The 19,292-nt window shown below is 73.2% G+C and carries 17 protein-coding genes; 11 read left to right on the top strand and 6 right to left on the bottom strand.

Annotated features, from left to right (window positions below):
• Positions 1-78: 78 nt before the first annotated feature.
• The 4 genes from ACZ7LE_RS16130 to ACZ7LE_RS16115 all read right to left on the bottom strand — a co-directional run bounded on the left by ACZ7LE_RS16130 (position 79) and on the right by ACZ7LE_RS16115 (position 4,740).
• Positions 79-606, bottom strand: a complete 528-nt coding sequence (locus ACZ7LE_RS16130; RefSeq protein ID WP_470404257.1) for a DUF4870 domain-containing protein — start codon at positions 604-606, stop codon at positions 79-81.
• Between the two features lie 24 nt (positions 607-630).
• Positions 631-1,494, bottom strand: coding sequence for a DUF3097 domain-containing protein (locus ACZ7LE_RS16125; protein WP_470404256.1), 864 nt, complete (start codon positions 1,492-1,494; stop codon positions 631-633).
• A gap of 101 nt (positions 1,495-1,595) precedes the next feature.
• Complete coding sequence (locus tag ACZ7LE_RS16120; RefSeq protein WP_470404255.1) at positions 1,596-4,445, bottom strand: ATP-binding protein; 2,850 nt, start codon at positions 4,443-4,445, stop codon at positions 1,596-1,598.
• Positions 4,446-4,554: 109 nt separating this feature from the next.
• Entirely contained in the window at positions 4,555-4,740 is a 186-nt protein-coding gene (locus tag ACZ7LE_RS16115; protein ID WP_470404254.1) for a hypothetical protein, read from the bottom strand.
• A 388-nt stretch (positions 4,741-5,128) separates the two neighbouring features.
• On the opposite strand from ACZ7LE_RS16115, the gene hrcA reads away from it, so the two are divergent.
• The 3 genes from hrcA to ACZ7LE_RS16100 are packed head-to-tail and all read left to right on the top strand — an operon-like array spanning position 5,129 to position 8,082.
• Positions 5,129-6,148, top strand: a complete 1,020-nt coding sequence (hrcA, locus tag ACZ7LE_RS16110; protein WP_470404253.1) for a heat-inducible transcriptional repressor HrcA — start codon at positions 5,129-5,131, stop codon at positions 6,146-6,148.
• A 37-nt stretch (positions 6,149-6,185) separates the two neighbouring features.
• Positions 6,186-7,307: a molecular chaperone DnaJ gene (gene dnaJ, locus ACZ7LE_RS16105; RefSeq protein ID WP_470404252.1), complete on the top strand. Its 1,122-nt coding sequence runs from the start codon at positions 6,186-6,188 to the stop codon at positions 7,305-7,307.
• 10 nt (positions 7,308-7,317) lie between these two features.
• Complete coding sequence (locus tag ACZ7LE_RS16100) at positions 7,318-8,082, top strand: 16S rRNA (uracil(1498)-N(3))-methyltransferase (protein ID WP_470404251.1); 765 nt, start codon at positions 7,318-7,320, stop codon at positions 8,080-8,082.
• A 91-nt stretch (positions 8,083-8,173) separates the two neighbouring features.
• Here ACZ7LE_RS16100 and ACZ7LE_RS16095 read toward each other — a convergent pair whose 3' ends face one another.
• Positions 8,174-9,019 (bottom strand): OmpA family protein, encoded by an 846-nt coding sequence (locus ACZ7LE_RS16095; RefSeq protein WP_470404250.1) that lies wholly within the window; start codon positions 9,017-9,019, stop codon positions 8,174-8,176.
• Positions 9,016-10,830, bottom strand: coding sequence for a helix-hairpin-helix domain-containing protein (locus tag ACZ7LE_RS16090; protein ID WP_470404249.1), 1,815 nt, complete (start codon positions 10,828-10,830; stop codon positions 9,016-9,018). Before ACZ7LE_RS16090 ends, ACZ7LE_RS16095 begins: the two co-directional genes overlap by 4 nt.
• A 245-nt stretch (positions 10,831-11,075) precedes the next feature.
• On the opposite strand from ACZ7LE_RS16090, the gene ACZ7LE_RS16085 reads away from it, so the two are divergent.
• The 8 genes from ACZ7LE_RS16085 to ACZ7LE_RS16050 all read left to right on the top strand — a co-directional run bounded on the left by ACZ7LE_RS16085 (position 11,076) and on the right by ACZ7LE_RS16050 (position 19,158).
• Positions 11,076-11,426 (top strand): histidine triad nucleotide-binding protein, encoded by a 351-nt coding sequence (locus tag ACZ7LE_RS16085; protein ID WP_285108565.1) that lies wholly within the window; start codon positions 11,076-11,078, stop codon positions 11,424-11,426.
• Between the two features lie 117 nt (positions 11,427-11,543).
• Positions 11,544-12,596, top strand: a complete 1,053-nt coding sequence (locus tag ACZ7LE_RS16080; RefSeq protein ID WP_357487385.1) for a PhoH family protein — start codon at positions 11,544-11,546, stop codon at positions 12,594-12,596.
• Positions 12,593-13,045: an rRNA maturation RNase YbeY gene (gene ybeY, locus ACZ7LE_RS16075; RefSeq protein WP_397398910.1), complete on the top strand. Its 453-nt coding sequence runs from the start codon at positions 12,593-12,595 to the stop codon at positions 13,043-13,045. The genes ACZ7LE_RS16080 and ybeY overlap by 4 nt, the downstream gene beginning before the upstream one ends.
• Positions 13,042-14,433, top strand: a complete 1,392-nt coding sequence (locus tag ACZ7LE_RS16070) for a hemolysin family protein (protein ID WP_470404248.1) — start codon at positions 13,042-13,044, stop codon at positions 14,431-14,433. Before ybeY ends, ACZ7LE_RS16070 begins: the two co-directional genes overlap by 4 nt.
• A complete protein-coding gene (era, locus tag ACZ7LE_RS16065; protein WP_470404247.1) occupies positions 14,430-15,398 on the top strand; it encodes a GTPase Era in 969 nt (322 codons plus the stop codon). Before ACZ7LE_RS16070 ends, era begins: the two co-directional genes overlap by 4 nt.
• A gap of 91 nt (positions 15,399-15,489) precedes the next feature.
• Positions 15,490-16,767 (top strand): cytochrome P450 family protein, encoded by a 1,278-nt coding sequence (locus ACZ7LE_RS16060; protein WP_470404246.1) that lies wholly within the window; start codon positions 15,490-15,492, stop codon positions 16,765-16,767.
• 106 nt (positions 16,768-16,873) lie between these two features.
• Positions 16,874-18,400, top strand: coding sequence for a class I adenylate-forming enzyme family protein (locus ACZ7LE_RS16055; RefSeq protein ID WP_470404245.1), 1,527 nt, complete (start codon positions 16,874-16,876; stop codon positions 18,398-18,400).
• Positions 18,397-19,158 carry a crotonase/enoyl-CoA hydratase family protein gene (locus ACZ7LE_RS16050; protein WP_470404244.1) on the top strand — a complete coding sequence of 254 codons (762 nt, stop codon included), beginning with the start codon at positions 18,397-18,399 and terminating at the stop codon, positions 19,156-19,158. Before ACZ7LE_RS16055 ends, ACZ7LE_RS16050 begins: the two co-directional genes overlap by 4 nt.
• The last annotated feature ends 134 nt before the right edge of the window (positions 19,159-19,292 follow it).

Here is a 19,292-nt window from a genome sequence, read left to right as displayed (position 1 = left end):
CGCGAACGACCATGCACCTGCTGCCAGCCGGAGTCCGGAGCTGGCAGCAGGTGCATGGTCGTTCCGGCGTACGGCCGATTACTTGATGAAGCGGATGTTCACCGGGTAGCGGTAGGGCGCGCCCTTGCCGTTGGCCACGGCGGCCAGGATGATGAACACGACCGCGGCGATGAACACGAGGTACACGATCCCGCCGATCCCGAAGGTGATCGCGGTGATGATCGCGGCGGCGATCTGCGCGATGACCAGGGTGATCTGGAAGTTCAGGGCCTCCTTCGACTCCTGCTCCACGAACCGGCTGCGGTCCTTGAAGACCAGCCAGATCACCAGCGGCGGGATGAAGGAGAAGATGATGCCGCCGACCTGCGCGAAGACCGTCCACATGCGCTCGTCCGACGGGGTGAGCGGCTGGGGCTGGTACGGCACGCCGGGGCCGTAGCCGGGGCTGTAGGCCGGACCCGCCGGCGGCGGACCCTGGTACGGCGACTGCGGCTGGGGCGTCCCGTAGGCCGGGGCGTCCTGCGGCTGCTGAGGTGCGGGGCCGGGCTGCTGCGGCGCCGGGCCGGGCTGCTGAGGAGCCTGCGGCTCCTGCGGGTTTTCGGACATATGACCAACCGTAGAGGCTGTGCCTTACGAGATGGTCACGAAATCGATAAGTTCTTCGACGCGTCCCAGGAGGGCCGGGTCGAGGTCCCGGAAGTCGCGCACGGTGCCCAGGATCCGCTGCCAGCCGCGGGCGACGTCCGCCTGCGTCTCCGCAGGCCAGCCCAGGGACCGCAGGATGCCCAGCTTCCACTCGGTGCCGCGGTCGATGACGGGCCAGCGTTCCAGCCCGAGGCGCTCGGCGCGCACGGCCTGCCACACGTCCACGTAGGGGTGGCCCAGCACGAGCACGGTGCCCGTGGGGACCGTGCGCAGCGCCTCGTCGGTGAGCCGCTGCTCCTTCGACCCAGGCACCAGGTGGTCGACGAGCACGCCGACCCGGCGCTCGGCGTCGGGCCCGAACTCGGCAAGGCGCTCGGCGAGATGGTCGACGCCGTCGAGCATCTCGACCACCACGCCCTCGACGCGCAGGTCGTCGCCCCAGACCTTCTCCACGAGCTCGGCGTCGTGCTTGCCCTCCACCCAGATGCGGCTGCCCCGGGCGACGCGCGCCCGGGCGCCGTGCACCGCGACGGAGCCGGAGGCCGTGCGGGTGGGCTGCGCGGGGGCGCGGTTCACGACGGGCGCGGTGAGCACGACGGGCTTGCCCTCGACCCAGAACCCCGGGCCGAGCGGGAAGGTGCGGGTGCGGCCCCGGCGGTCCTCCAGGACCACCACGTGCATGCCGCCCGACTTCTCGACGCGCACCACGGCGCCGACCCAGCCGGTCTCGACCTCCTCGACCACGAGCCCCTGCTCGGCCGGCGTGGGCTGCGACGTGGGCCGCCGCCCTCGCTGCGCGCCAGGAAACTGGGGGGAGAGCACATCGGACCCGTACCGTTCGTCGACCACGTCGCGAGCCTAGGTCGCCCCTCCCGTCGAGTGCTGGATATCCGTGCTCCCGGAGTGTCACCGGGCGCAGACAGCCCGTGCTCGACGGCGTCGGGGTGGGATCAGCGGGTGGCGCGCAGCGCCGCCTCGGTGCGCGAGGCGACACCGAGCTTCCGGAGGATCGCCGAGACGTGCACCGACGCGGTCTTGGCCGAGATGAACAGCCGCTCGGCGATCTGCCCGTTCGTCAGGCCCTCGGCCACCAGGGCCAGCACCTGCCGCTCGCGCGCGGTGAGCGCGTCCGTCCCCGCGCCCGACGGCGGAGCGCCGGCCGCCCCGTCCACCAGTCCCGCGCGGTCGATCAGCGCCTGCGCCTGCCGGACGACCAGGCCCGCGCCGATCTTCTCCGCCTCCACGACCGCCGCGCCGAGCGCCGCCCGGGCCCCGGCCCGGTCGGCGGCGTCGAGCAGCCGCGCACCCTCGCGGTACAGCGCGTACGGGCGCAGGTGCACGGGTCCGGGACCGGGCAGGTCGGCGACCGTCGTCCAGGGGCCGGTCCCGAGCTCCGCCTCGAACAGCGCCGACCACAGGGGGTACGTCGGCCAGTGCGCGCACTCGGCAAGGGCCGCCCGGTAGGGGGCGTCGTCGACGTCCTGCCCGGCGGCGCGCAGCCGGGCGATCGCCTGCGCCGCGGCGGCGAGCTGCTGCAGGTCGTAGGCCGGGCTGACCACGTGGTCCGGGCCGACCACCACCGACATGCGCTCCAGGGCCTCGGCCGGCTCGTCGCGCAGCAGCGCGAGCTCCGCTTGGGTCACGTTGGTGCGCGACCTGATCTGCTCCTCCAGGCGGCCGAACCGTTCCCAGCTCGGGGTCCTGCGGCGCGCCTCGGCCTGCGCCTGCTCCACCTGGCCCCGCCACATCATGAGCCAGATCCGGCGCTCGCTGAGATAGGCGGCGTAGACGCTGTCGTGGATCAGGGGGACGGTCCGCTCGTACCAGACGGCGGCCTCGGCCCAGTCGCCCCGTCCGATCCAGGCGTCGACGAGGTTGCCCTCGACCATGACCCGGGAACCCTCGGACGAGCCGTACCGGCGCGCCGCCGCGACACCTTCCTGGGCGATCTCGGCAGCCCGGGCCCAGTCGCCGGCGAGCAGCAAGACGTCCGACCCGTTGATGTAGTACCGGCTCAGCCCCTGCCAGTGGTGCCCTGCGGCCGCCCGGCCGGCGTCGATCTCCGCCAGCCCGCCGGTGTCGCCGAGCTGGAAGCGGCACACGCCCCGCAGGTTCAGGGCGACCGACACGAGCTCGTCGCTGCCGATCGCGAGCCCGGCCTCGTGCGCCGCCGTCGCGGCCGCGATCGCCTCGCGGGGCCGGCCGTTGAGCATGGCGTGGCGGGCCCGCAGGACCAGCAGCTGGCCACGCACGGCGTCGTCCCGCCCTGGCTCCACGAGCGCGAGGGCACGGTCGATGAGCGCCGGCCCCTCGTCCGAGCCGGCATGCCCCGCGATCAGGGCGGTGTCGCAGAGCACCCGGGCGAGGCCGGCCGGGTCGTCCTCGGGCCACTCGGCGACCGCCTGGTGGGCCACGTCCAGGGCGCGGGCGGTCCGGGTCGAGCCGCGCAGCGCCTCGGCGACCGAGCGCAGCAGCTCGTGGTGCGACAGCCCGGCGACCTGCTCCGGGTCGGGCACCTGGTCCCAGAGCTCCAGGGCCCGTTCGCCCAGCGCCACCGCGGTGGACGACGCCGCGCCGTCCGCAGCCGTCCGGTGCCCCTCGACGGCCGCCGCGAGCGCCTTGTCGAGCATGCCGGCGCGCCACCAGTGGTCGGCGATGCGGGACAGCTTCGCGACGGAGTGGGCGCGCCGGGTGAGGGCCAGCTCCAGGGCGCGTGCGTAGGCGGCGTGCAGGCGGTGCCGTTCGCCGGGCAGCAGCTCGGCGTACACGGCCTCCTGGACCAGGGCGTGCCGGAAGGCGTACCCCACCTCGGTGACCACCAGCACCTGGGCCTCCACCGCCTCCCGGACGGTCTCCTCCGCCTCGGCGCCGGTCTGCGGGGCGCGCCGTCCTGGACCCGTCGCGGGGTCCGCCAGGACGTCGTCGAGCACGTCGTACCAGACGCGCGGGCCGGCGGCGGCGACGACGCGGCACAGCGACCGGGCCTCCTGGCTCAGGTTCCAGTAGCGCAGCAGCAGGATGTCGCGCAGGGAGTCGGGCAGGTCGGTGCCGAGAAAACCGACCAGCTCCTCGATGTAGAAGGGCACGCCCTCGCTGCGGTCCGCCAGGTCGGCCAGCTGCTCTGCGTCGAGGCCGACGTCGAGCAGGTCCTGCGCCATCTCGTGGACCTCGGTCTCGCCCAGGCGCCTCAGCTCGAGGCGGGTGGTGAGCCGGGCGCGGTCGAGCTCGGCGAGGACGACACGCAGGGGGTGCGCGCGGCCGACGTCGTCGCTGCGGTAGGTGAGCAGCAGGAGGAGGCCCGGCGGCGCGGTGCGGGCGAGGCGGAGGGCGACGGCGCGCGTGACGTCGTCGGACCAGTGCAGGTCCTCGATCACCACCACGACGGGGCGTTCGCCGGCGAGCCCGGCGAGCAGGTCGGTGAGCACCTCGGGGACGCGGTCGGCCCCGGCGTCGGGCGTCGGCGCGACGAGCTGGGGAGCGAGGGCGGACAGGGCGCCCGCCGAGGGGCCGGCCGCGGCGACGACGGCTTCGGGGCCCAGGGTCCGGACGACACCGTTCAGGAGCCCGACCAGAGCCGCGTACGGGAGCGGCCCGGAGCCCTCGTCGGCGCACTGGCCGACGATCACGTGGGCGCCGTCGGCCCGGGAGGTGAGCTCGTCGAGCAGGCGGGTCTTGCCGATCCCGGCCTCGCCGGCGATCACCATGGTGCGGCTGCCGCCCGAGCGGACGTCTGCGAGAGCGGCCTCGAGCGCGCCGAGCTCGGGGGCTCGGCCCACCAGGCGGGCACGGGGGACCGGCATGGGCTCATCGTCCCATGCCGGTCCGTGGTCGTTCTGTTTCTTTTCGTCGGCCTGCCCGCCGCTTCCGCGGGCCTGCCCGCTGCCCGGCACGGTCGCCCTCCCTGCGGGATCAGGCGACGCGCGGCCGGACGGCGTCGGCCGCCTCGGCCCGGGCACCGCGCTCGGCGGTGCGCGGCGCGGCGGCCTGACGGCGGGCCGCGTCCTTCTGCTCCCGGGCCACGCGGACCCGCTCGTTGCGCTGGTCGAGCTCCTGCTCGTTGCGGCGGTACTCGGCGTAGTCCGAAAAACCGAACATGGTGGTTCCTCCCGGTGTCACCGCCGGCCCCTCGCCGGCAGTGATTCCAGGTTCGTCTGTGAGGTACGTCGCGCGGATCGGGCGGCCGCCGCATCTTTCCCCGTCGGTTCGCGGGGCGGGGTGGGCGCGCCTAAGGCATCGCCCTATGCTCGGTGCTCAGCCCTCGGCGAACGGTAGGACATGCAGGTCAGCCGCGTGTTCGCCGGGGCGGGACGGCTCGGCCGGACCGGGTGCGCGCGGCGTGCGGCGGGTCGGCGACCCGGCGGGTGGCGCGTGCCGCGTAGGATTGGCACTCGGTCGGTGAGAGTGCTGGAAGGCAGTGTCGGTGAGCGGGCCGGAACCCGGGTGCACGTCCCGGACGTTCTACCTGGGGACGGAGGTGAGCGCGGTGAGCGAGGAACGCAGACTCGATGTCCTGCGGGCCATCGTGGAGGACTATGTCCGCACACGGGAGCCCGTCGGTTCGCGCATCCTCACGGAGCGCCACCAGCTCGGCGTCTCCCCGGCCACGGTCCGCAACGACATGGCCGCCCTGGAGGAGGCCGGGCTCATCGCCCAGCCGCACACCTCGGCGGGGCGCATCCCCACCGACAAGGGGTATCGCCTCTTCGTGGACCAGCTCGCGGAGGTCCGGCCGCTGACCGTCCCGCAGAAGCGGGCCATCGAGACCTTCCTGTCCGAGGCGGTCGACCTGGACGACGTCGTGGCCCGCGCCGGGCGGCTCATCGCCCAGCTCACCGGCCAGGTCGCCGTGGTCCAGTACCCGTCGCTGCGCCGGTCCGGGCTGCGACACCTGGAGCTCGTGCCGACGGCCGAGGGGCGGCTCCTCGTCGTCGTCATCACGGACACCGGACGGGTGGAGCAGCGCTTCCTCGACGTTCCGGTCGACCTGGACGACGGCACGCTCGGCGAGCTGCGCGCCCGCCTGAACGCGGCGACCGCCGGCCGCCGGCTCGCCGACCTCGGTGACGCGTTCGCCGGGGTCGCCGAGGCGATGCCGGCCGAGCACCGCCCGCTGGCGACGGCCGTGGCCGAGGTGGTCACCGCCGCGCTCGCCGAGGAGAGCGAGGAGCGGATCGTGCTGACCGGCCAGGCCAACCTGGCACGTACCGGCATGCGTTTCGAGCAGGGCCTGCGGCCCGTCCTGGAGGCGCTCGAGGAGCAGGTCGTCCTGCTCGGCCTCCTCACCGACATGACCGACGACGCCAAGGTGGCGGTGAGCATCGGGCACGAGAACCGGCTGGCGGGGCTGGCGGAGACCTCCGTCGTCACGTCCGGCTACGGCTCGTCCGACGGCGACACCGTCGCGATCCTGAGCTCGATCGGCCCCACCCGTATGGACTATCCGGGCACCATCGCCGCGGTCCGCGCCGTCGCGCGCTACCTGTCGCGAGTGCTGCCCGGCTGACCCGAACTTCCACAATCCTCCCCACAAAGAGAGACCTGTGACCGACTACTACGAGATTCTCGGTGTTCCGCGCGACGCCTCGCCCGAGCAGATCAAGAAGGCATACCGCAAGCTGGCCCGCGAGCTGCACCCGGACGTGGCCGGCGACGCGGGCGAGGACCGGTTCAAGGACGTCGCGCGCGCGTACGAGGTGCTGTCCAACCCCGACAAGCGCCAGCAGTACGACATGGGCGTCGACCCGACGTCGCCCGGCGGCGGCGCGAGCGGCGGGTTCGGCGCCGGGTTCGGGTTCCAGGACATCTTCGAGACCTTCTTCGGCGGCGGGCAGCCGACCGGCCCGGTTCCCCGCGCGCGCCGCGGCAACGACGCGCTCGTGCGCCTCGACCTCGACCTCGCGGAGGCCGTGTTCGGCGCCAAGCGCGAGATCCAGGTCGACACCGCGGTGGTCTGCAACACCTGCGGCGGCGACGGCGCGCGGCCGGGTACCCACGCCCGCACCTGCGACGTCTGCCAGGGCCGCGGCTCCGTGCAGCGCGTCGCCCGCTCGTTCCTCGGCCAGGTCATGACCAACCAGCCGTGCTCCGCCTGCGGCGGCTTCGGCACCGTGATCCCCGAGCCCTGCACCGACTGCTCGGGCGAGGGCCGCGTGCGCTCGCGGCGCACCGTCGCGGTCAACGTCCCCGCGGGCGTCGACACCGGCACGCGCATCAAGCTCTCCGCGCAGGGCGAGGTGGGCCCCGGCGGCGGCCCCGCGGGCGACCTGTACGTGGAGATCCGAGAGCGCGCGCACGACACGTTCGTGCGGCGCGGCGACGAGCTGCACTGCACCCTCCAGGTGCCGATGACGGCGGCCGCCCTCGGCACCGTGCTCGAGCTCGACACGCTGGACGGCCTCCAGGAGATCGACCTGCGCCCGGGCACGCAGCCCGGTCAGGTCATGACGCTCAAGGGCCTCGGCGTGGGGCACCTGCACTCCAACGGGCGCGGTGACCTCAACGTGCACATCGAGGTCCAGGTCCCCACGAGCCTCGACGAGGAGCAGACCGCGCTGATGCAGCAGCTCGCGGCGCTGCGCGGCGAGGAGCGGCCCGAGCCGCGGCTCGCGACGGTCCAGGGCGGCGTCTTCTCGCGCCTGCGCGACAAGCTCAGCGGGCGCTGACCGCGCACCGATGAGCGCGCCAGTCTTTCTCGCCGAGGCGTCCGCCGCCCACCCGCTGTCCGAGTACGGCGCGGGTGCGCTGTACGTGCTCGACGGCGCCGAGGGCCGGCACGCCGGCGTGGTCCAGCGGCGCGGGCCGGGGGAGCACATCGACGTGGTCGACGGCGCGGGCGTTCGCCTGCGGACCGTCGTCGAGGCCGTGCACGGCGCCGAGGTGCACCTGCGCGTCGAGCAGACCGTCGTCGAGCCCGTGCCCGACGTCGTCGTGACGCTCGTCCAGGCCCTCGCCAAGGGCGACCGCGACGAGATGGCGATCGAGGCCGCCACGGAGACCGGGGTGGACGCGATCATCCCGTGGCAGGCCGAGCGGTCCGTCGTGGTGTGGCGCGGGGACCGCGCCGCGAAGTCGCGGGCCCGCTGGGTCAGTACCGTGCGGGCGGCCACGAAGCAGGCCCGCCGGGCGCGGATCCCCGACGTCGACGTGTCCCTGAGCACCAAGCAGCTCGCGGTCCGCACCCGCGACGTGGTCGCCGCCGGCGGCGCCGTGGTGGTGCTGCACGAGGAGGCGACGACGGGCCTGTCGGCGGTCCCGCTGCCCGACGCCGGCGCCCTGCTCCTCGTCGTCGGACCCGAGGGCGGGATCTCGGAGGCCGAGGTCGCCCTGCTCACGGAGGCGGGTGCGGTCACGGCCCGCCTGGGTCCGCACGTGCTCCGCACGTCGACGGCCGGCCCGATCGCGATAGCCCTCCTCAGCGACCGCCTGGGCCGCTGGTAACCCCCGCCCCGCGTAACCGTTGAGTGCTGGGTATTTGTTGCTCTGAAGGCTTCAGAGCAACAAATACCCAGCACTCAACGAGGTGGTGGGGTCAGTTGGTGACGTCGAACTCCACGCGGCGGTTCTTCTCCAGGTCCGCGAACGTGCGCGGGACGACCAGCGGGTCGGACTCGCCGAAGCCCTTCCACGTCAGCCGGTCGCGGTCCACGCCCAGCTCCACGAGCTCGTCGACCACGGCCTCCGCCCGACGCTCGCTCAGCCGCTGGTTGTGCGCCTCGGTACCCACCGAGTCGGTGTGCCCCTCGACGCGGACCTCGACCTCCAGGTGCTCCGCGAGCACCTCGGCGGCCTCCTTCACGACCTTGCGGCCGTCCTTGGTCAGCCGCGCGCTGTCCGTGACGAACGTGATGTTCGGGATCTCGACGAGGTCCTCCTGCGCCTTCTCCCGCTCCTCGCGGGTCGGCTCGCGCTCGGGCTCGTCGTCCCCGGCCTGGTCGTCCTTGGCCGTCCCGCTGCCCGACGGCGTCGTGGTCGGCTCAGGCGACGCCGTCGCCTCGTCCTCCACCTCCGTGGCGGGGTCCTCCGTCGCGGACTCGGACTCGGACTCGGCCTCCGCAGCGGCGGCCTCCGCCGCACCGTCCTCGGCGGAGACCAGCCCGTCCGGGCCGTAGGCCGCGGCGGCCCGGACGCCCTCGACCCCGCCGACGACGTCGGCGGCCGCCAGCGCCTCGGCGTCGGTCGGCGCGGTCACGTCGGCGTCGCGCCCCACGAACGTGACGTCCACCCCGTCGAGCCCCGCCGCGGAGAGGGCCCCCTGCGCGCTCTCCGTCAGCGTGGACTCGATGTGCTCGCGGAAGCCCGTGTTCTGGACGCCCGACAGGGCGCCCATCCCGAGGACCACGATGACCACCGGGGGCAGGACGACCTTCAGGTTCATGCCTTCACCTCGGACTGCGTGGGCTCGGCGTCACCGTCGGTGGCGGCGGCCTTGGCCTCGTCCTCGGCGATCGCTGCGGCCTTGGCCTCGGCACCCTCGATCTCGTCGACGTCGGTGTAGTCGACGTTCTCCTTGAACCGGGCCCGGCGGTCCTGGCCGCCGATCAGGTAGTCCTGGAACTCCTGCAGGCCGTCCTCGTCGCCGTCGGCCAGGTACTGGGCCTGGTCGGCCCAGCTCGTGGCGGCCGGGGCGAACGTGATGCCGCCCGTGGCGAGCGCCTCGCGCAGCTCGTCCTCGGTCGCGCCCGCGATCTTCGCGTACGTCGCGTAGCCCGCGGCCTTGAGGGTGGACTCGATCTTGGGCCCGATGCCCTCGATGCGCTGCAGGTCCTGCGGCTCGGGCTCGGGCTCGGGCTCGACGGCGGCGGCCGGCTCGGTCTCGGCGGCGACCGCGGGCTCGGCCTCCGGCTCCGGGGCCGCGGCGGCCTCCGCCTCGTCCTCGGCGATCGCTGCGGCCTTGGCCTCGGCACCCTCGATCTCGTCGACGTCGGCGTAGTCGACGTTCTCCTTGAACTTCGAGGCGCGGTCCTGCCCGCCGATCAGGTAGTCCTGGTACTCGCGCAGGCCGTCCTCGTCGCCGTCCACCAGGTACTGCGCCTGGTCGGCCCAGCTCGTGGCGGCCGGGGCGAAGGTGATGCCGCTCGCGGTCAGCGCCTCGCGCAGCTCGTCCTCGCTCGCGCCCGCGACCTTGGCGTACGTGGTGTAGCCGGCGGCCTTGAGGGCGGTCTCGATCTTGGGCCCGATGCCCTCGATGCGCTGGAGGTCCTGCGGCTCGGGCTCGGGCTCGGGCTCGGACTCGGGCTCGGGCGTGGCCTCCGCTGCTGCCGCGGCGGCCTCGTCCGCGGCGAGCGCGGCGGCCTTGGCCTCGGCGCCCTCGACCTCGTCGACGTCCGTGTAGTCCACGTTCTCGTTGAACTTCGCGCGTCGCTCCTGACCGCCCACGAGGTAGTCCTGGTACTCCTCCAGGCCCGCGGCGTCGTTGTCGACGAGGTACTGCGCCTGGTCGGCCCAGCTGCTGGCCGCCGGCGCGAACTTGATGCCCTGGCCGGCGACGGCCTGGCGCAGCTCGTCCTCGGTCGCGCCCGCGATCTTCGCGTACGTGGGGTAGCCGGCGGCCGCCAGCGCGGCGGCGATCTTCGGCCCGACGCCCTCGATCCGCTGCAGGTCGTCCGGGGTCTCGGCAGCGGTGTCGACGGCGGTCTCGGTCGGGGTGTCGGCCTCGGCCAGTGCGGCCGCCTTGGCGGCGGCGTCCGCCTCGGCGGCGGCGCGCGCCACGGCCTCGGCCTCGGCGACGACGTCGGACCCGGCGGCCTCGACGTCGTGCGCGGTGTCGGCGGGCTTGTCCTCGCCCTGCTCGTCGGTCGGCTCGTCGCCCTTCTGGTCCTGCGCGGCACCTTCCTGCGCGCCGTCGGCCGTGCGGTCGGCATCCGAACCCGCACCCGCCCCCACGGCCTCGTCGGTCACGGGCAGCACGGTGTCCGTGGCGGCGGCGGTCTCCGCGTCCTGCCGTGCGTCGCCGGCGGCGTCGGTCGCGGCGGCACCGGCGACGGCGAGCGCGGGGACCACCTCGGCGGTGTCCGGCTCGGCCTTCGTCGCGGCAGCGGTCCGCGTGGTCGCCTCCGCCTTCTCGGCGGTGTGCTTGCCCTTGGCGCGGCGGCCCCAGACGAGCCAGCCGATCCAGATGCCGATCGCGAGGCCGATCAGGGCCGCGATGATGATGAATGCGAGCGATTGGGCGATGAACCAACCCACGCGAACCTCCAGGTGACTGCGGTGTGTGGTGTGAGGGGCGACCGACGGGACCTGCGAGGTTGGACGACACCGAAAAGGTGTCTCAGTACGCCAATCTCCATCGAACGCCGCAAACTCTCCCACACCGCCTTCACCCAGGCATTTCGAACCATGTAACGGAATGGGAAATCCTGGTGTGCCCCCGCCCGAGGCGTCGCCGCCGCCTGCGGGCGCGGCGTGCGCACGACCGCCGGTAGCCTGCCGACATGACGAGTACCGACAGCCCGGACTGCCTCTTCTGCAAGATCGTCGCGGGGGACATCCCCGCGGATCTCGTCGATTCGTCGGACACCGCCATCGCCTTCCGGGACATCGCGCCCAAGGCGCCGGTGCACGTCCTCGTGGTCCCCCGGGAGCACTACCCGGACGTCCCCGCGTTCGCGGCGTCCGACCCCGAGGGCCTGGCGGGCGTGATCGCGCTGGCGGACGGCGTGGCGAGCGAGCTCGCCGACGGCCAGTACCGCCTGATCTTCAACACCGGGCCCAAGGCGGGCCAGACCGTCTTCCACGTCCACGCCCACCTGCTCGCCGGCGGCGAGCTGCCCGGCTTCGCCTGAACTTCGCCTCGACCGGGAGCAGGAAAGACCGTGGCGTGACCCTGACGGGTCGATAGGATGAGCACTGTCGTCATCCCTACCGCGTGAAGGAGCGGATCGGTCCCGCGGGACCGGCTCATGACAACTACGCCCAGCACACAGTCCCAGACCCGGATCGAGCACAAGATCGTCGTCCCGGCCCACATCCCGACGGTCGCGCTCCTCGGGAGCCGGGACTCGGTGCTGCGGGCCGTCGAGGAGGGTTTTCCCGGCGTCGACGTCCACGCCCGTGGCAACGAGATAGCGGTGAACGGACCGGCGGGCGACGTGGCCCTGGTCACCCAGCTGCTCGACGAGCTGATCGAGGTCGTCGAGGCGGGCACCCAGCTCACGCCCGAGGTCGTCAAGCGTTCCGTGGCGATGCTGAGCGACGCGTCGGCGTCGCGCCCCGCCGAGGTGCTCACGTTCAACATCCTGTCCAACCGGGGCCGCACCATCCGGCCCAAGACGGTGGGGCAGAAGGCGTACGTGGACGCGATCGACACCAACACCATCACCTTCGGCATCGGCCCGGCCGGTACCGGCAAGACGTACCTCGCCATGGCCAAGGCCGTCCAGGCGCTGCAGGCCAAGCAGGTCAACCGGATCATCCTGACGCGTCCCGCCGTCGAGGCGGGGGAGCGCCTCGGGTTCCTGCCCGGCACGCTGTCCGAGAAGATCGACCCCTACCTGCGCCCGCTGTACGACGCGCTGCACGACATGGTCGACCCCGAGCAGGTGCCCAAGCTCATCGAGGCGGGCACCATCGAGGTGGCGCCGCTGGCCTACATGCGCGGCCGCTCGCTCAACGACTCGTTCATCGTGCTCGACGAGGCGCAGAACACCTCGACCGAGCAGATGAAGATGTTCCTGACCCGTCTCGGCTTCGGCTCCAAGATGGTGATCACCGGCGACGCCACGCAGGTCGACCTGCCCGGCGGCACCACCTCCGGGCTCCGCGTCGTGGAGGACATCCTGCTGGGCGTCGACGACGTCGAGTTCTGCCGCCTGACGTCGTCCGACGTCGTGCGGCACCGCCTGGTCAGCGACATCATCGACGCGTACGCGCGGTGGGACGTGCTCACGGACGACCGCCGTCCGGGCCGCCAGCCGCAGGACCACCGTCCGGGGAGCAAGAGGCAGCGCAGGTGAGCATCGAGGTCAACAACGAGTCGGGGTTCGAGGTCGACGAGGCGGAGTTCGCCGCGCTCGGCCGCTTCGTCATCGACGCCATGCGGGTACACCCCCAGTCGGAGCTGTCGATCATCTTCGTCGACACCACCGTCATGTCCGACCTGCACGTGCAGTGGATGGACGAGCCCGGCCCCACGGACGTGCTCTCCTTCCCCATGGACGAGCTGCGCCCGGGCCGTGACGGCGACATCACGCCGGCCGGCACGCTCGGCGACATCGTGCTGTGCCCGGAGGTCGCGGTCACCCAGGCCAAGGCCGCCGGCCACTCCACGACCGAGGAGCTGCTGCTCCTGACCACGCACGGGATCCTGCACCTGCTGGGCTACGACCACGCGGAGCCGGAGGAGGAGAAGGAGATGTTCGGCCTGCAGCGCAAGCTTCTCCTGACCTTCCTCGCGACCCGGTGACCGGCGTGATCGTCCTGCTCCTGACCCTCGTCATGCTGGTCGGCCTCTCGCTGGCGGGCATGCTCTCCGCCGGCGAGGCCGCGCTCCTGCGCGTCACCCGTGCGTCCCTCACCGAGGCGCTCGCGGAGGCTGAGCTGGGGCAGTCGCCCGACCCGCTGCGCGCCGCCCGGATCCGGCGGGCCCAGGCGCTCGTCGTGGACCCGCCGGCGACGGTCGCCTCGTTCGCGCTCGTGCGGGTCATGTCCGAGGTGGTCGCCATCGCCGCCGGGACGCTGCTGGTGCAGCAGGCCATCCCGGGCGAGGGGGTGCCCAACGAGCTGCCGGTCATGCTCATCGCGCTCGTGGTGGGTGTGGTGGTCGGCGTCATCTTCGTGCGGGTCTCGCCGCGTGCACTCGGCTTCCGCCGGCCCGTCGCGGTGCTGCTCGCGCTGGTGGGCCCCCTGACCGGCGTCTCGCGCGCGGTCGCGTGGCTCACCCGCATCTCGGTGCCGCACTACGACCCGTCGCCGCCCACCGAGGCGGAGCTGCGCGACATCGCCGACCGGGTGGGGGAGTCCAGCGCCTTCGAGGAGTCCGACCGGGAGCTGCTCCGCTCCGTGATCGAGCTGGGCGGCACCATCACGCGCGAGGTCATGGTGCCCCGCACCGACATGGTGACCGTCACGGCCGACACCTCGCTCGACAAGGTCCTGCGGCTGTTCCTGCGGTCCGGCTTCTCGCGCGTGCCCGTCGTGGGCGAGTCGGTGGACGACGTCGTCGGCGTCGCCTACCTGAAGGACGTCGTCGCCGCGGTGCACTGGCCCGTGGGTGACGGCGGCGCCGCGCCCGAGCCGTCCCGGCGCCCGGCCGCGGACGTTGCGCGCGACGCCGTCTTCGTGCCGGAGTCCAAGCCGATCGACGACCTGCTGCGCGAGATGCAGGCCTCGGCCAGCCACATGGCGCTGGTCGTCGACGAGTACGGCGGCGTCGCGGGCCTGGTGACCATCGAGGACCTCCTGGAGGAGGTGGTCGGCGAGCTCACCGACGAGCACGACACGGTGCCCGTCCAGGAGGTCGAGGACCTGGGCGGCGGCGTGCTCCGCGTGCCCGCGCGGCTCCCGGTGGACGAGCTCGGCGACCTGTTCGACCTGCGTCTGGACGACGACGACGTGGACACCGCCGGCGGGCTGCTCGCCAAGGCCCTCGGCAAGGTGCCGCTCGCCGGCGCCTCCGTCGAGGTCGGCGGCGTGCACCTGGAGGCCGAGCGGGTCGAGGGCCGCCGCAAGCAGATCTCGACGATCCTCGTGCACCGCACGGAACCGGTGGGCGAGCCGGAAGACAGCAACAGTGGTCTCGACCAGCACGACCACCGTGATCAGAAGCGTGACCAGAAGGAAGTGACCTCTTGAGCGAGCAGCCCGCAGGGCGACAGACCGCCGCACACCGGAGCGGGTTCGCCTGCCTGGTGGGGCGTCCCAACGCCGGCAAGTCGACCCTGACGAATGCGCTGGTGGGGCAGAAGGTCGCGATCATGTCGGCCCGGCCGCAGACCACCCGGCACACGATCCGCGGGATCGTGCACCGCCCGCACGCCCAGCTCGTGCTGGTGGACACCCCCGGCCTGCACCGGCCCCGCACCCTGCTGGGGGAGCGGCTCAACGACCTGGTCCGCGACACGCTGTCCGAGGTGGACGTCATCGCGTTCTGCCTGCCCGCGGACCAGAAGGTGGGGCCGGGTGACCGCTACATCGCGGCGCAGCTCGCCGAGCTGATGACGGGCCGCCGGGCCGTGCCCGTCGTCGCCGTCGTGACCAAGGCCGACCTGGTGCCGCGCGCCGACCTGATGGAGCACCTCATCGCCGTCGACCAGCTCGCGCGGTCCGTGGACCGCGAGTGGGCCGACATCGTGCCCGTCTCCGCCAAGGACGGCTACCAGGTGGAGGAGCTCGAGGCTGTCCTCGTCTCCCACCTGCCCGAGGGCCCCGAGCTGTACCCGGACGGCGAGCTGACCGACGAGCCCGAGGCCGTCATGGTGGCCGAGCTGGTGCGGGAGGCCGCCCTGGAGGGCGTGCGCGACGAGCTGCCGCACTCCCTCGCGGTGGTCGTCGAGGAGATCGTCGAGCGCGAGGGTTCGGGCGACCCGGCCAAGGGTCGCCCGCCCCTCCTGGACGTGCGCGTCAACCTGTTCGTGGAGCGCGACTCGCAGAAGGCGATCATCATCGGGCGCGGCGGGTCCCGGCTCCGGTCGGTCGGCACCGAGGCCCGGCAGGGCATCGAGAAGCTGCTGGGCCAGCGCGTCTACCTCGACCTGCACGTCAAGGTCGCGAAGGACTGGCAGCGCGACCCCAAGCAGCTGCGCCGGCTGGGCTTCTGACCTGCGGTGCACCGGCGTACCCGGTGCAACTCGGTCTCGAATATCGCAGCCAGGATTACGGGCAATACGGACACTGTGCTGTGATTGCGGGATGGAGAGAGTGGTCGCTCGAACGCCCCCCGTCGAGCTCACGAGCCTGACCGGGCTCACCCCCTTGTCGGCAACCACCGGAGGCGCGGACTCGCAGGAGATCTACGACGTCCTGCGGGCCAGATGGGGCGTCGTGGCGCCGGTGGACATGGAGCCGGGCGTGCCGGCATGGCTGGTGATGGGGCACGCGGAGATCTGCGAGATCACCCGGAACGAGTCGCAGTTCTCCCGGGACCCGCGCAACTGGCGCTGGCACTACGACGGGCTGCTGTCGGAGCGTTCGGCGCTGCTCGGCATCTCGCCCCGGGAGCCGCGCAACTCCTCCTACCACCACGACGGCGAGCGGCGTCGTCGCCTGCGCCAGCCTCTGGACGACGGGCTGGAGGCGCTGCCGGAGAAGCTGGTGGTGGCGCAGGTCGAGGAGGTCAGCATGCGGCTGGTCGAGGAGCTCGGCGGCAGCGGCGAGGCCGACCTGGTCCAGGACTGGGCCAAGAAGGTGGGCTTCCTCGCGGTGACGGCGCTGTTCGGCTTCGACCACGACACGGCGAACCAGATGATGGCCGACTCGGCGCACATCATGGACCACACGGGGGAGGCGGCGCAGGCGCGCGACCGGATGGGCCGCAACCTCATGGCGCACGTCCGGGCCCGGAAGGAGACGGCGGGGTCGGACCTGACGTCGTCGTTCGTGCGGCACCCGAGCTTCCACGACGACCGCGAGATCGCGGACTCGATGTCGGTGCCGCTGATCGCCGCCAGCGAGTTCCTCACGGCGTGGATCGCGCTGACCCTGCGGCTCCTGCTCACCGACCAGCGGTTCGCGGCGCGCTGGACCGGCGGCCGGATCGCCCTGGACGACGCCCTGGACGAGGTGCTCTGGCGCGAGGCGCCCGCCGCGAACCCGCCGCTGCCCCGGTACGCGATGAACGACCTGGAGATCGACGGCAAGCTGATCCGCAAGGGCGATGCCCTGATCATGGCGGTCGCCGCCGCCAACCAGGACCCGCTGGTGCACACCGGGAACATGTGGGACGAGGTGGGCAACCGGGCACACCTCGCCTGGGGCGTGGGGCCGCACCGGTGCCCCGCGTCGCGGCAGGCGCGGATCATCGCGCGCGTCGCGATCAACCGGCTGCTGACCGAGCTCGACCTGGAGCTCGCGGTCGAGGACCACGATCTCGCCTGGGTCCCGTCGCCCTGGGTGCGGCACCCGCAGGCGTTGCCCGTCCGGTACCAGCGGGCGCGGTCGTCCGGCACCGAGATCTACGTGGTGCGCTGAGGGAGCGCCCGCGGTGTGACGTAGTCGACGCACCCTTCCGCGCCGCGCGGACCCGGTAGTACGGTCACGAAACGTACTTACCGGACATCTGCCGTGGAGGAAGAGCATGCTCACCGTTGACCTGGTCCGCCGCGGCGCCGCCCGGTTCGGGCCGCGCACCGCCGTCCGCTTCGGTGCCGAGTCCCTGACGTATGCGCAGGTGGACGCCGCGGCGAACGCCATGGCGCGGGTGCTGCACGCCCACGGCGCCGAGCCGGGCGCGCGCGTGGCGCTGCTGATGGGCAACGGGCTGTGGTCCATCGCCATGGACTTCGCCTGTCTCAAGGCGGGGGTCACGCGGGTACCGCTCAACGCCCGGCTGTCCGCCACCGAGCAGGGCCGCATGCTCCAGGAGACGGAGGTGCGCCTCCTGGTGCACGACGCCGCCCTGGCCGAGCGGGCGGGCGAGCTCGCCGAGGCGCACGGCCTGACGACGCTGGGCCTGGGCGCGCCCGGCGCCGTCGGCGGCCCGGACCTGCTGGTGGCGATGCAGGACGTCTCGTCCGCCGACCCGAACCTGCCCGCGCACCCGCAGGACCCGATCCTGCTGCTGTACACGTCGGGCACCACCGGGACGCTCAAGGCGGTCGAGCACACCCAGGCCAGCTATGCCGCGATCGTCGCGAACATCCTGACCAACCTGGTCAGCCCCGCGCGCGACTCGGTGATGCTGCACGCGGCCAGCCTGATCCACGCCAGCGGCACGTTCGTGCTGCCCTACTGGCTGCGCGGCGGGGAGTCGGTCGTGCTGTCCGGCTTCGAGCCCCAGGGCTACGTCGACGCGATCGCCCGGTACCGCGCCACGGAGATCAACCTGGTGCCCACGATGATCGGGATGCTGCTCTCGTCCGGCGTCGCCGACGGTGCCGACGTGTCCTCCCTGCGCACCGCCATCTACGGCGCCAGCCCGATGCCGCGCCCCGTGATCGAGCAGGCGATGGAGGTGTGGGGACCCCGGTTCGCGCAGTACTACGGCCAGACCGAGGCACCGCTGTGCCTCACGGTGCTCGACGCCGCCGACCACGCCGACGCGTCCCTGCTGGGTTCCTGCGGCCAGCCCGCGCTCGACGCCCAGATCCTCGTCACCGACGACGCCGGCACCCCGGTCGCGCCCGGCGAGATCGGGGAGATCCGGGTCCGCGCGCCGTTCACCATGGCCGGCTACCACGCCGCGCCCGAGCTGAACGCCGAGATGTTCGCCGGCGACGGCTGGCTGCGCACCCGCGACATGGCCCGCGTGGACGAGCGCGGCTACCTCTACCTCGTGGACCGGCGCAGCGACATGATCATCACCGGCGGCTACAACGTCTACCCGCGCGAGGTCGAGGACGTGCTGCTGGCCCAGCCGTCGGTGGCGCAGGCCGTCGTCGTCGGCGCGCCCGACGACACCTGGGTCGAGGCCGTCACCGCGTTCGTCGTGCCCGCGCCGGGCGCCGCCGTGGACGAGGCTGCGCTCCAGGCCGCGGTGCGCGACAAGCTCGCGGGGTACAAGGTGCCCAAGAGCGTGCGCGCCGTCGACTCGGTGCCGCTGTCGCCCGTGGGCAAGGTGCTGCGCCGCGCGCTGCGCGAGCCCCTGTGGGAGGGCCGCCGGTGAGCGTCCTGGTCACCCGCGAGGGCAGCGTCACCCTGATCGGCATCGACCGGCCCGAGCGGCGCAACGCCGTCGACGGCCCCACCGCGACGGCGCTCGCCGCCGCGTTCCGGGCCTTCGACGCCGACGACGCCGCGACCGCCGCCGTGCTGTACGGCACAGGCGGCACGTTCTGCTCCGGCGCCGACCTCAAGGCGCTCGGCACCCCGGGCGGCAACCGCGCCGCGCCCGACGGCGACGGGCCCATGGGCCCCACCCGGCTGCGGCTGAGCAAGCCCGTGATCGCCGCCGTGTCCGGGCACGCCGTCGCGGGCGGGCTGGAGCTGGCGGCCTGGGCCGACCTGCGGGTCGCCGACGAGACCGCGGTCTTCGGCGTCTACTGCCGCCGCTGGGGCGTGCCCCTGATCGACGGCGGCACCGTGCGGCTGCCCCGGCTGATCGGGCAGTCGCACGCGATGGACATGATCCTGACGGGGCGGTCCGTCGACGCGGACGAGGCGCTGCGCATCGGCCTGGCCAACCGGGTGGTGCCGGCAGGGCAGGCGGTGTCGGCGGCCGTGGCGCTGGCCGCGTCGCTCGCGGCGTTCCCGCAGGTCTGCCTGCGTGAGGACCGCGCCTCCGTGCTGGACCAGTGGGGCCTGGGCGAGGCCGACGCGCTGGCCCAGGAGTGGACGCACGGCGCCCGCTCCCTGTCGGCGGACGCCTACGCGGGTGCGGCCGACTTCGCCGCGGGCGCGGGCCGCCACGGCACCCCGGCCTGACGGCACTCCGGCCTGACAGCCGCGGGCCTGACCTGAGCTGCTGGCCTGACCTGAGCTGCTGGTCTTCTTTGAGGCCCGGGTTTCTCTCCTTTCGGCCAGCTGAAAGGAGAGAAACCCGGGCCTCAAAGATGATC

Source organism: Promicromonospora sp. NPDC110617, assembly GCF_055598465.1.
The sequence above is the reverse complement of the archived record's forward strand: the minus strand, read 5'-3'. Positions and strand labels throughout refer to the sequence as shown.